Origin of the sequence: Borrelia recurrentis A1 (genome assembly GCF_000019705.1) — a bacterium.
GTDB classification, from domain to species: Bacteria; Spirochaetota; Spirochaetia; order Borreliales; family Borreliaceae; genus Borrelia; species Borrelia duttonii.
On sequence record NC_011244.1, the window covers coordinates 644,818 to 657,902 of the forward strand.

Sequence of the window (13,085 nt, forward strand, 5' to 3'; positions counted from 1 at the left end):
TTTGGCAGTATTTATTAGGGGACAATATTTTATTTTAAGTTTAATTTTTTTAATTTTTTTTGGTTTATTTGTTTTTTCTGGATTTTTGTTTTATTTAAAGCCTGTAATTTATGAAATATCACCTATGCCTGCTTCTCATGAAAATGTAATTGTGATTAAAGGACGTAATTTGGGTGATAAAATTGGAGAAGTTAATATTAATGATCATTATTTAGTGAAAAGTAGTATTATTAGTTGGAGCAATGAGAGAGTAGTTTTTAAAATTACTAATGAAATTAATTCTGGGCTTGTTTTTATAAAAAATAGGCAAGGTATTAGTAATGAGCTTTTTCTTGTTATTAGTAGACAAGTTCCAATAAAACTTGAAAAAGACAATAGTCCTTTTCTTTTTTTAGAGGAAAATTTAGTTGTAATGACAAATACTCCTGTTGTATTGAGGGGTAAAAATTTAACGTCAGATTCTGGAGTTGTTGAGATATTTATTCAAACCAAACACGAACTTTATAAAGTGCTCTCTAGAGATATATTGAGTTTAAGTGAGATGGAGATAAGATTTATTCCCCCTAAAACTTTGAATATTAATGGTGAAATTTTTGTAGTGGTTGATGAACTTAAGAGCAATAAACTTCCTTTTAAATTTAATGAAAATTTTTTTGCATGGAATTTACAGAAGGGTAAAAATTTTAAAATTTCCCATGAAATTTCTTTTTTAAAGAATAAGAATGATAGTTCTAATGAAATATTAGATAATATTAATTTTAATATTTTTTATTTAAGTCCAGTTGAAAATGAAAGACAAAAAATTCAGTTTGTAGATAATAATGGAACTTTATTGAATTTAGATAATTTGTTTTTTAAAAATTTGAAATCAGATAAGTATCATTTTAACTTTGAAGTTAAGACTTTTCAGTTAAATTTAGATATTTTTGATGTGAAAGCTTTGGAGGGTATTAGGGTAAGTACAGATGCTAATATACGTGAGTTTAAAACTTATGTTTTAGATAAAAGAGATCATTATTTATCTTATGATTCGTTTGATTTAACTTCAATTAATTTGAATGTCAATAATAAAGATTCCGCTTATGAATTAGCAAAATCTATTATTGATGCTTTAGTATCATATTTTACACTTGTAAATAATGATTTAGCTTTAGATAAATCTATTGAGATGAAAGAAATTTCAGTTGATAATTTAATTTTGCTTACTAATTTATTGTTTTTTAGACATAATATACCTTTAAGAAATGCTGTTGGATTTTATTTCGATAATAAGTCTTCCAAACTTCAAAAACATATTTGGTGTGAGTTTTTTTTAGAGCATATTGGTTTTATTTATTTTGATATAATAAATGCAGTATTATTTAAGGATAGCTCAAATTATTTTTTGAATATGTCAGAGAATTATATCCATTATGGATATAGAGAAGATTATGATAATGATTTATTATTAGATGAATATGTTGATTTGGTGTTGTTTAAATATAAAAGCTTAACAAGTCATGATCATTCTTTGAATTATAAGATTACTTTGGAGGAAAATAGTAATGATAGATAACATTCTATTTGATTTAATTGAAAGAGAAGCTAAAAGAGAGAGAGAAAATATTGAGTTAATTGCTTCAGAGAATTTTGTTTCATCAGATGTGAGACAAGCTGTTGGAAGTGTTTTGACCAATAAATATGCCGAAGGGTATCCTTCAAAGAGATATTATGGTGGATGTTCTGTTGTTGATGATATTGAAAATTTAGCCATATCACGAGCTATGGAATTATTCGGTGCAAGTTATGCTAATGTTCAGCCTCATAGTGGTTCTCAAGCTAATATGGCTGCTATAATGTCACTTATTAAGCCTGGGGATAAAATTCTTGGGATGGAATTGTCTCATGGTGGTCATTTGACTCATGGTAGTAAGGTTAGTTTTTCTGGTATGTTTTTTGATGCATATTCTTATGGTGTTTCAAGAGATTCTGAGATGATTGATTACGATGATGTTAGAAACATAGCTAAGGCATGTAGGCCAAATTTGATCATTGCTGGTGCATCTTCTTATTCAAGAGAAATTGATTTTAAGAAGTTTCGTGAAATAGCAAATGAAGTTTCAGCTTATCTTTTATGTGATATTGCTCATACGGCAGGTCTTGTTGCTACGGGTTTTCATAATTCTCCTATTGATGTTGCACATTTAACTACAAGTACTACTCATAAAACTTTAAGAGGTCCTAGAGGAGGCTTAATTCTTGCAGGTAAAGAGTTTAATACGATGATCAATTATAATAATAAAGAGAGAACTTTAGATTTAGCTGTTAATTCTTGTGTTTTTCCAGGAACTCAAGGTGGACCTTTAATGCATGTTATTGCGGGCAAAGCAGTGGCTTTCAAAGAGGCATTAAATAAAGAGTTTAAAGATTATATTTCTAGGGTTATAGAGAATACTAAAGCTATGGCTGAGTATTTTATTTCAGAGGGTCTTAGAATAGTTAGTGGTGGTACAGATAATCATTTGTTTTTGGTTGATCTTAGTGGTTTAGGTATTACGGGAGCTGATGCTGAGAAGATTCTTGAAAGTGTAAATATTACGCTTAATAAAAATGCAATTCCTTTTGATTCTAAAAATCCTTCTGTAGCTTCTGGAATTAGAATTGGTGCTCCTGCTATTACTTCACGAGGTTTAAATAGAGATGATTCTATTAAAGTTGCTCATTTTATTATTAGAGCTTTAAAGACAAAATCTACTGATGAACTTAGAAAGATAAAACAAGAAGTTATAGGGTTTATTAGTAGTTTTGATATGCCTTAGTTTGCATTTATAGGTTGATTGTTGCAGTGTATAATTTATTTCAGATTATCTTTTTATTGTTGCCATTTATTTTGATTTTTAGTCCTTTTATTTTAGGCATATTTTTTATATTTTTTATTTTAAGTATAATTTATAGCATTTTAGGTGGATTTAGGATATCTACTACTACAAGGGATTATTTTTATTCTAAATCAAGGGAATTTGAGTTTTATAAATTATCATTTTTACTAATGGCTAAATTAATTTCTATTTTAGGATCGATGACCGGTGAGCAATTAAATTATATTAGTTTTATAATGAATTCATTAAATTTATCTGAAAGAGATAAGAGTGAACTTTATAATCTATTTCATTTTTCCGTAACACAGAATAGGAATGCAGACAAAATATTATATACTCTAAAACTTGGCTATTTCCAACGTAAAGACCTTTTTGTGTGGCTTGTGTCGGTTTTAAAAGAAATTAATAATTTAGCTAGATATAAAAGTTTAGAAGGTGATAAATTTATTTTATATGTTAGTTCATTTCTTGAACTTGATTTTGAAAGTTATGATTCTTATAAGAATGTTGATATAAAGGTTGTTAATCCTTATGAAGTATTGGGGTTAAAATATGATGCTAGTGATGATGATATAAAGAGAGCTTATAAAAAATTGGTTATACAATACCATCCAGATAAATTTGAAAATGAACCTGTTAAACAAAAAGAGGCAAATGAAAAATTTATTAGGATTCAGGATGCTTATGAAAGAATTTCTAAAGAGAGAAATTTAAAGTAGGAATGAATTGGCATAAATTAAATAATTTGTAGGTTTTGTTAATTTTATGGGTAAAATTGTTTAAAGAGTAAATTTACTCTTTAAACAATTTTTTTTATTAAGAAATAGATATTTTAAATAGTATAAATACACTTCCATTTTGATCTTTGGATGCCAGGATATTGTTTGAATCCCATCCAATAACTATGTTTGTTAATTTAATTAAGTTTTCTAATTCTAGTCCAGCTTTTAGATATAAAGTGTTTTTTTGAAAATTAAGGGTTCCTAGCATATGAGCACCTACATATGGAATTATATATGTATTTGGTGACATAGATTTTAAAGGTATTGCATAATCAAGGTATAATGCACCTCCAAGTTGAGTTGCGCTAGCAAATTCAATGTTGGTTTTATTTGTGGTGTTAGTGTTTGGAGTAAGAGCTGCTATTATGTCATCTGATTTAGGTTTGTCTCTTAAGAGATCATAAGTGCCTATTGAGGCTATCCAACCAAGTCCAGGGATAATACCTTTTTTATTATCTTCGTAAGTTGAAAGTTCTGCATTCAATGTTTGAAATGATTTTTTGGCGATGTTTTGTATTAACGTATTTGAAGATGTAGGTCTATATAGACTTTTTCCATAATTAATTCCAAATCCGATGCCGGATTTTTTATCTTGTGCACCAAATATTCGTTTGTTATAAGATTTACTTCCACTAATTTCCCAAGATTCTTCTTCTCCTTCATCTGTATTCCAGGCAAGTCCTATACCAGTTCCCACAGAGAATTCAAAATTGGGGGTTCTTTTTATATCGAATTGAAGCTTATTGCTTACTGGATCAAATTGCTTTTTTTCATCTGTGTTTGCTTTTCTAGATATGTGTCCAAGTATAGAAAAATCACTTGCAAATGGGTCTATTCCTAAATCGGAACCGGCATTTAGTAATAGATAAGTATTTTTATTGTTAATTTTTGTAAGACCAAGTTTGTAACTAACTCCAATGGAAGTTATTATAGATGCATTTGATAGAGTTGGATTTACAAGATCTGAGTCTGTGACAGATGTATCTTTAAGACCATATGTTATTGAGGAATTATTGAATGTTGAGTTTCCGATTGCTCCTGATATTCCAAAATTTAACTCAAGAGGATTTTTGACACTGATATTTGAATTATATTGTGTTAAATTGTTTTGTATTGGTTTCCATTTGACTTGCGCACCATAAAGTATACCTTTGTAAGTATCGTTATAAGGAATTGCCTCTTTATTTTTTTTATCTTCTTCAGAATCTTTGTCATTTTTTTTATTATTTCTATTTCCTGTTCCTGTTGCTCCAATTGATAGTATGAGTTCTAATTGTGATGGAAGTTTGTATCCAAATTGAAGAGTTCCTATTTTTTTAGCTGTACTTCTTGAAAGAATTGTTCTTGTTGTTGCATTTTCCTTGTTTGGGAAACCGTAATATTGGCTTTGAATTTTACTTATTGGTGCGAAACTAAATAATGATTCTTGATTAAAGTTAAAATCAGTCATTGATTCCATTTTAAGGTAAAAATCGTACATATTAATTTGTGCTGTAATATTTTCTACGCTAAATTTTATTGGTGTATTACTTTTTCCACTAGCGTTTAAGCATAGACTTTCTACTTTAACATAAGCTGAGAGAGGATCATTATTACCTACTTCTTTTGTATTTATATATGGTGTAATTTTAATTCCCACATTGGTTTTATTTTCTAAACCAGGAACAAGTTCATCCATATCAAATCTAAATTGGCTACTGTTGTCAAAAGTTAATGTAATAGGGAGTTTGAGATTTTGATTAAGTTCGGGTGTATTATTGCTTGTATTTGTATTGCTTGAGTTATTACCATTAGTATCAGTCTCATTATCTTCAGCAAAAGCCATTATATGACTTAATATTATTACGAGTAGACATATTATTGTTTTTGTCATTATAATATCTCCTTTGTTATAAGATATAAACTTCTTTGGAAGTTTCTTTTAATAATTATATATTTATTATATATTTTAGGTATTAAGAGTTTTATGATTTTATAATATTAATTCTTATGTAAAAATTCAAGTAATTTTAAGGTATGTATAGATTATTCAAATAAGACCAACTATTTGTTAGTCTTATTTGTTAATATTATGATATATCTAAATTTATTATTTATTATAATAAGAAGTAAACCAGAATTCCCGATATTAAAATGTATCCAATAGCATATATAATGGTTTTAGATAATAATTTTCCTTCTTGTCCAATAAGTCCTGCAGTTGTTGTTGCGATTGTTATGTTTTGAGGAGAAATCATTTTTCCTCCTGTTGCTCCTGTTGTATTTGCAGCTGATAGCCAATATGGATTAATATCAATATTGGTTGCAATTTGTGTTTGTAAAGGTCCAAATAAAACATTTGAAACAGTATCGCTTCCTGTTAAGAAAGTCCCTAAAGCACCAATTAATGGGCTAAATAGTGGATATAATGTGCCTGTTAATGTTGAGATGCCATCTGCAAGATCTTTGATCATTCCACTATGTGTCATTAATCTTGATATTGATACTATGCATATAATTACAAATGAAGACAATGCTAGTTTTTTTATTGTGAGGAGAAATGTTTTTAGTTGATCAAGTATAGGGACACCTCTTATTGAATAAGATATTATGGTTGCAAAAATAATTAGAAGTCCTGGTGAAGTTAGCCATTTAAATTGTAGTGGCTTTGCTCCTGGATAAATTTCGAGAATTGTTTTAAAGTTTGATAAGTATTTATTTATTGAGTGAAACAGTGGGGAAACAATTATTATAAGTGAAACTATTAAAATATATGGCATGCAGGCAAGGAATCCTTGCATTTTTGATACTTTTATTTTATTGCAAGTTTTATTTTCTTTGTCAAAAAATTTTGCATAGATTATTATTATTGCCATTACCGGTATGCTTCCAATTATTGCAGGAAGTTCTGGTCCTAGGATTTTTGAAACATAAACTTGCGATATTGCAATAGATGCACCTGATAGTAGTGTTAGTATAAACATTCCTCCTTTAAGGCTTTTAATTCCTCCTCCTACAAGAATAACCAATATAAATGGTATCAAAAGTGTTGGAATTATTAGTTGTAAAGAGATGTCATAAGATAACATTTTAACGTCTAACTCTGTTGCTTGTGCTAGAGATATTATAGGAATTCCTACCGAACCATAAGCAGTTGAAGATGTATCCATGATTAGACATAAAAGACATGCAAAAAATGGTTCAAATCCCATTGCTATTAGTATTGATACAGGAATTGCAACAGCAGTTCCATATCCTGCAACTCCTTCCAAGAAGTTACCAAATCCCCATGCTACCAACAAAATGATTATTCGCCTGTCAGAAGATACATTTGATAACATTGCTTTTATGATTTGCATGTCATTTTGGCTTTCAGCCATTTTATATGTAAAAATAGCAGCTACTATTACAATAATTATTGGCCATATTCCCATTATTGTTCCTTCAAGAATTGCAAGACTTGTATTGCTTATTCCTAGGTTTTTGTCAAATAAAACTATTGCAATAGTAACTATTAAACATATTGGTATGACATAATAAGCTGGTTTTTTTATTATTCCAAGCCCAATAATAATTATTATAATTGGAATTACTGCTTTAATGAAATTATATAAATTCATAATTGAATGTGAGCTCCTTTTTCTATTTACCATTTAATTCTATAACAAATTTTTATGCAATAATATACAATATTTATTGTATGAAAATTATTTTTATCATTATGAGCATGTTTCTTTTATTTAATGCTTATAAACTATTTTCAATTACTTTGTTGCAAATTGAAAAAGTGGTTTTGGATGCCAAGTCAGTCGTTTTGCTTGATTGTGATACTAAATGCGTTCTTTATTCCAAGAATCCAAATTTGGTTTTTCCTCCAGCATCGCTTACTAAGCTTGTTACTATTTATACTGCTTTAGTTGAGGCAAAAAAGCAAAATATAGATTTAAATGCTATTGTTCCCATTAGTAGTTCTGCCTCATATTATAATTTGCCTTTAGATTCTTCATTAATGTTTTTAGAAGAAGGTCATAAGGTAACTTTTGAAGAATTGCTTAAGGGGCTTGTAGTTTCTTCTGGTAATGATGCTGCTATTGCTATTGCAGAATTTATAGTTGGTAAAGATTTAAATAATTTTGTTAATTTGATGAATGATAATGTTTTTAAATTGAAACTTATAAATACAAGTTTTGTTGATACATCAGGTTATAGTAAAAATAATAAAATTACAGCATTAGAGATGGCATTATTTGCAAAAACTTATATAGATGAATTTGAATTTATGCTGAAGATACATTCTCTTAAAGATTTTATTTATCCAAAACCTGAAAATTTGGGTAGTACTTCTTCTTCAAAGATGTTAAATTTGAAACAAGATAATAAAAATATTTTGATATTGAATTATCCTTATGCTGATGGATTAAAAACGGGTTATATTAAGACATCTGGTTTGAATTTAGTTGCCACAGCTAAAAAAGATGATATAAGATTAATAGCTGTTATTTTAGGGGTTAGTAAGGGAGTTGATAATATTGGAGAGAAGAAACGTTCATTAATTGCACAGAAATTGTTTGAATATGGATTTGATCATTATTCTAAATTTTTTTGCATTGGCAAAAATAAATGAAAAAAGATATAATGGGGTTGTGATTTATTTTTTCTTTAAAATAGTTTTGAATAGATTTTGAAGAGAGGTTATTTTAGATAATAAATTCTAACATTAAAATATTGCGTGCTATATTGAGAAGTGATTAAAGATTTAGAGGGTTGATTCCTGAATACTTTTCAATTATAAATATTAGGTTTATTTGTTTAATTGTATTTGAAAAGTAAAACGTTTAACAGTATTTTATATGGTTTTATAAAAATTTTTTGAGAGAGTGATTAATTTTATGTTAAATCATTTTAATTTTAAATTAAAGAGAGATGTTACGATAATCATACCGGGTGAGGCTTTTGTATCAAATGATAGGGTTATATCTACAATACTTGGGTCTTGTGTTTCTGTTGTTCTTTATGATGAATTTCGTAAGCTTATAGGATTAAATCATTATGTATTAGTGAAATCCGATTTAGTGGTAGATGACCTTAAAAAGGGTAGGTATGGTGTTTATGCTATTCCTATGTTAATTGATGCTATGATAGAAAATGGTGCATCAAAAAGTAATCTTAAAGCCAAGCTTTTTGGGGGTTCGAATTTTATGGCCAAAGGGACAATAAAGGTGGGTGTTGAAAATTCGTCGTTTGCACTTAGTGAGTTAAAGAAATGTGGTATTCCAATTTTAGCTAAAGATTTGGGGCATTCTAAATCCAGAAAGATTTTTGTTTATCCTGAGGATTTTAGGGTTGTTGTTGAATATCCAGATGGTGCTAAAGTTTTTTAATTTTTTATATGCAATTTAGTGTATATTTAAATCTTATTTGTAATATGTATCAACTTGATAAATTGAGTATGTGTTATTTAGTATGTTTTTGTTAAAAATTGATTTTTTAAGTTGTGTTATATTTGATATATGGTAACTATACTTGTTCGTAATTGTAAATTTTTATTGGAAATAATAGATGGAAAATATTGTAATACATTATTTTAAACAGATATCTCAAATTCCTAGATGTTCAAAGAATTTGAAAGGTATTAGTAATTTTGTTAAACAAGAAGCCATAAAATTTGGATTTTCTTTTAAAGAAGATAATGTTGGGAATATTGTTGTTAAGATTAAGGCTAATGAATGTGATAATGTTTTGCCTGTTATTTTACAAGCTCATACAGATATGGTTTGTGAAAAAAATGAATCTGTTGTACATGATTTTGAAAAAGATCCTATAAAGATCATCGAAGATGATGGATATTTTTTTGCATCAGGTACTACTCTTGGTGCTGATAATGGAATTGGGGTTGCAATGATGCTTGCCATTATGAGTGAATCTTCTGCTTTTAAACATCCTGCTTTAGAACTTCTATTTACTGTTGATGAGGAGATAGGATTAATAGGAGCTATTGGACTTGATCCTAATTTATGCAGTGGCAAGATGTTAATTAATCTTGATGGAGAAGAAGAAGGCTATTTTTTGGTTGGTTGTGCTGGTTCTAGACTTATTCATATTGATTTTAAGCCACGATATAGAAAATCTAAAAAAAAGACATGTGTTGAAATTTTATTTACAGGACTTCAAGGAGGCCATTCTGGCGTAGATATTCATATTGATTTTGCTAATTCTTTGAAATTAATTTTTTTTGCATTAAATTCACTTAGAGAAAAAATATCATTTGAGATTGGACATATATCTGGTGGGTGTAAAAGTAATGCCATTCCTAGAGAGTCGAAGGCATTAATACTGATTGAAGATGAAGATTATTCTTTATTAGAGAGAGAATTAGAAATGTTTAAGTGTTATGTTCACGAAATGCATAATCTTGATGTTGGTTTTGAAATTGTTTTAAAGAGAGTGAATTTTTGTGGTGATGTTTTAGATGACATAGATCAGTGCAAACTTTTAGATATGGGAATGGCGTTTTTTCATGGAGTTCAAAAGGTTGAAAATTATGATGAAAAACTTGTTAGAACATCTTTAAATTTTGCTAGTCTGTTGAAAGTTGGGAATGAATATCAGTTTGTATTTACAATAAGATCTTTATTAGATATTGAAAAGGAATATATTTGTTGTCATTTAAAATCTATTAGCAAGCTTGCAGGTGCTAATTTTAAAATGATTTATGATTATTCTTCTTGGCAACCATCGAAACATAGTAAACTTCTAAGTCATTTGAAAAATATATATAAAGATATGTATTTGAAAGAAGCTAAGACGGTAATGGTTCATGCTGGTCTTGAGACAGGAGTAATATCTGAAAAATTTGGAGAAATAGATGCGGTGACAATTGGGCCTTGGATCAATTATCCTCATACACCAAGAGAACGTGTTGATATTGCTTCAGTTGTTAGAGTTTATGATTTTTTAAAGAAAAGCTTGGAAACTTTGTGAGATGTGAGTTTTTTTGATGTTATTTGGTTGTGAATATATATTTTGGTTGACTTAATTTTTGAATATATATAAAATGAAATTTGCATGTAATTGGGTAATTGGTGGTTGTAGCTCAGTTGGTTAGAGCGCCGGGTTGTGGTTCCGGATGTCGCGGGTTCGAGTCCCGTCAGTCACCTTTTATTTTTTGTTAAATACACCCATGGCTCAATTGGATAGAGCATTGGACTTCGGATCCAGAGGTTGCAGGTTCGAATCCTGCTGGGTGTGAAGTGTTGGTTTTGTACTTGCAAAAGCTTTTTAAGTTTTGTATACTACCTAAGGTATGCAGGAGTGGTGGAACTGGCAGACACGCTAGACTTAGGATCTAGTGCCTTAGGCATGTGGGTTCAAGTCCCACCTTCTGCAAAAGTGCGAAAGTAACTCAGGGGTAGAGTGTCACCTTGCCAAGGTGGAAGCGCGGGTTCAAATCCCGTCTTTCGCTTAATTTTGGGAATTATTAATGTTAAATCATTTTAATTAGAGGAATATTGTGATATTAACTAGTAATGTAAAATTAATGCCTGGTTCTAAAGTTGAAGCTGTTATTCAAATTTCAAAAGAATTTGTTAAGGCAAAATATAATGAAATCTTGAAAGATTATTCTTCTCGTCTTAAAGTTAAAGGATTTCGTACGGGTAGAGTTCCTTTTAGTATTATTGAAGGTAAATATTCTGACAATATTAGGGCTCTTGCTATAGAGAATCTAATTCATAAATCTTTGGAAGAATTCTTTGAAAGTGCAATTTATAAGCCATTAAGTTATGCTGTTCCTAAAATATTAGATGAAAAATTGGAAATAAATTTTGATAAAGATTTTGAGTTTACTTTTGTTTATGAATCTTATCCTGAATTTGAAATTTCTGATATTTCAAATTTCAAAGTGGAAATTCCAGAAGTTGTTATTTCTGATTCTGATATAGAGGATGAGCTTAAATTGTTACAATTTGAAAATTCAATAATTGTTGAGGATAATGGTAGTGTTAAAGTAGGTAGTATTGTTAGAGTCGATTTTGTGGAACTTGATGATTCTTTAAATGAGATTTTAGCAACTAAAAGACAAGATTTTGTTCTTACCGTTGGTGAGTCTGATGATTATTATGGGTTTGGTTATGATATTATTGGAATGAAAAAAGACGAAGAGAAAATAGTGGAAAAAAATTATGGTAGTGATTATAAGTTTAGTGAACTTGCTAATACTTCTAAGAGATTAAAGATAGGTGTTAAGGATATAAAGAGACGTGATATTCCTGAGCTTGATGATGCTTTTGCAAAAGATGTTAAAGATAGTTTGAATACTTTGGAAGATCTTAGGGATTATGTAAGAGAAAATATGTTAAGAGTTGTTCAGGAAAAGACCAACTCTCTCAAGCTTTCAAAGTTATTATCTGGTATTGCAGAAAAAGTAAATATAGATGTACCATCTTCTATGTTTGAAGCTGAATTAAAAAATGTTATTAATGAATTTTCACATCAAAATAAGATTAACATTACTCAGTTGCAAAATTCTTCTACAGGTTTAGAGGGTGTTAATGATGTTTTTAAGGAAAATGTACTTAATAAATTGAAATCTAAATTAGTTTTTCAGAAAATGGTAGATAATGATTCAAGCGAAGTTACGGAGCTTGATTTAGAGAATGAACTTATTAAGCAGGCTCAAAATTTAAAAATGGCTCCTCAGGATGTTAAGAAATTTTATAAAGAAAGAAATTTATTTGGACTTTTAAAGGATGAAATTAAGAGACAAAAGGTTAAAGAGAAAATTTTACAAGATTTGGAAGAAATTAAGCTTGAAAAAGTTTCCTTTAGAGATTTTGTTAATTATAAAACAGGTGAGTAATGATAAGAGAATGTATGCATAATTTGGTGCCTACTGTTGTAGAGCATACTGGAAATTATGAACGTGTGTTTGATATATATTCAAGATTATTACGAGATAGAATAATTTTTTTGAGTGGTGAGATTAATGATTTAAGAGGAGATACAGTCATTGCTCAACTTTTATTTTTGGAATCTGAAGACTCTAAAAAGGATATATATCTTTATATAAATTCTCCAGGAGGTAGTATTACTGCAGGACTTGCAATTTATGATACTATGCAGTATATCAAGCCAGATGTGAGAACGATTTGCATTGGTCAAGCGGCTTCAATGGCTGCGTTTTTACTTGCGGGAGGAGCTGTAGGTAAGAGGGAATCGTTGTCTTATTCAAGGATAATGATTCATCAACCTTGGGGTGGAATAGGTGGCCAAGCTAGTGACATTAGTATACAAGCGAATGAAATTATAAGACTTAAGAGGTTAATAATAGATATTATGTCTGAAAAAATAGGAGTTTCTAAAGAAAAATTAGCTCTTGATATTGAAAGAGATTATTTTATGACACCAGAAGGTGCTTTGAATTATGGAATCATTGATAGCATTTTGGTGAGGAATTAATTTGAGTTTT

General features: G+C 29.1%; 9 protein-coding genes, 4 tRNA genes and 1 pseudogene. 12 read left to right on the plus strand and 2 right to left on the minus strand.

Features of this window, described 5'->3' with window-relative positions:
- Position 1 precedes the first annotated feature (1 nt).
- Genes BRE_RS03040 through BRE_RS03050 form a run of 3 tightly spaced genes read left to right on the plus strand, consistent with a single transcriptional unit; the run spans position 2 to position 3,577 of the window.
- Entirely contained in the window at positions 2-1,555 is a 1,554-nt protein-coding gene (locus tag BRE_RS03040) for a DNA-binding protein (protein ID WP_012539026.1), read from the plus strand.
- Positions 1,545-2,798, plus strand: a complete 1,254-nt coding sequence (gene glyA / locus BRE_RS03045) for a serine hydroxymethyltransferase (protein WP_012539027.1) — start codon at positions 1,545-1,547, stop codon at positions 2,796-2,798. The genes BRE_RS03040 and glyA overlap by 11 nt, the downstream gene beginning before the upstream one ends.
- 26 nt (positions 2,799-2,824) lie before the next feature.
- A complete protein-coding gene (locus tag BRE_RS03050; RefSeq protein ID WP_041178197.1) occupies positions 2,825-3,577 on the plus strand; it encodes a J domain-containing protein in 753 nt (250 codons plus the stop codon).
- A gap of 97 nt (positions 3,578-3,674) precedes the next feature.
- Here the strand turns inward: BRE_RS03050 and BRE_RS03055 are convergent, their stop codons facing one another.
- Together BRE_RS03055 and BRE_RS03060 are read right to left on the minus strand one after the other, a co-directional pair.
- Complete coding sequence (locus BRE_RS03055; RefSeq protein WP_012539029.1) at positions 3,675-5,513, minus strand: integrin-binding adhesin P66 family protein; 1,839 nt, start codon at positions 5,511-5,513, stop codon at positions 3,675-3,677.
- Between the two features lie 223 nt (positions 5,514-5,736).
- The gene (locus BRE_RS03060; protein WP_041178143.1) at positions 5,737-7,239 is read right to left on the minus strand and encodes a lactate permease LctP family transporter; all 1,503 of its coding nucleotides are present in this window, start codon (positions 7,237-7,239) and stop codon (positions 5,737-5,739) included.
- A gap of 80 nt (positions 7,240-7,319) precedes the next feature.
- Between BRE_RS03060 and BRE_RS03065 the strand changes: the two are divergent.
- The 9 genes and pseudogenes from BRE_RS03065 to clpP form a co-directional block, all read left to right on the plus strand.
- Positions 7,320-8,265 (plus strand): annotated as a pseudogene (locus tag BRE_RS03065) (D-alanyl-D-alanine carboxypeptidase family protein); the annotation flags it as partial.
- 243 nt (positions 8,266-8,508) lie between these two features.
- Complete coding sequence (locus BRE_RS03070; RefSeq protein WP_038366465.1) at positions 8,509-9,000, plus strand: chemotaxis protein CheD; 492 nt, start codon at positions 8,509-8,511, stop codon at positions 8,998-9,000.
- A gap of 178 nt (positions 9,001-9,178) precedes the next feature.
- On the plus strand, positions 9,179-10,600 hold the full coding sequence (pepD, locus tag BRE_RS03075; protein WP_012539031.1) for a beta-Ala-His dipeptidase: 1,422 nt from the start codon (positions 9,179-9,181) through the stop codon (positions 10,598-10,600).
- A 100-nt stretch (positions 10,601-10,700) separates the two neighbouring features.
- A tRNA-His gene (locus BRE_RS03080) sits at positions 10,701-10,776 on the plus strand.
- A gap of 17 nt (positions 10,777-10,793) precedes the next feature.
- Positions 10,794-10,867 (plus strand) — tRNA-Arg (locus BRE_RS03085).
- A gap of 57 nt (positions 10,868-10,924) precedes the next feature.
- Positions 10,925-11,005: transfer RNA gene (locus BRE_RS03090), tRNA-Leu, on the plus strand.
- Between the two features lie 5 nt (positions 11,006-11,010).
- Positions 11,011-11,081 (plus strand) — tRNA-Gly (locus BRE_RS03095).
- Between the two features lie 48 nt (positions 11,082-11,129).
- Complete coding sequence (tig, locus tag BRE_RS03100) at positions 11,130-12,476, plus strand: trigger factor (protein ID WP_012539032.1); 1,347 nt, start codon at positions 11,130-11,132, stop codon at positions 12,474-12,476.
- A gap of 14 nt (positions 12,477-12,490) precedes the next feature.
- Positions 12,491-13,075 carry an ATP-dependent Clp endopeptidase proteolytic subunit ClpP gene (gene clpP, locus BRE_RS03105; RefSeq protein ID WP_025400847.1) on the plus strand — a complete coding sequence of 195 codons (585 nt, stop codon included), beginning with the start codon at positions 12,491-12,493 and terminating at the stop codon, positions 13,073-13,075.
- The last annotated feature ends 10 nt before the right edge of the window (positions 13,076-13,085 follow it).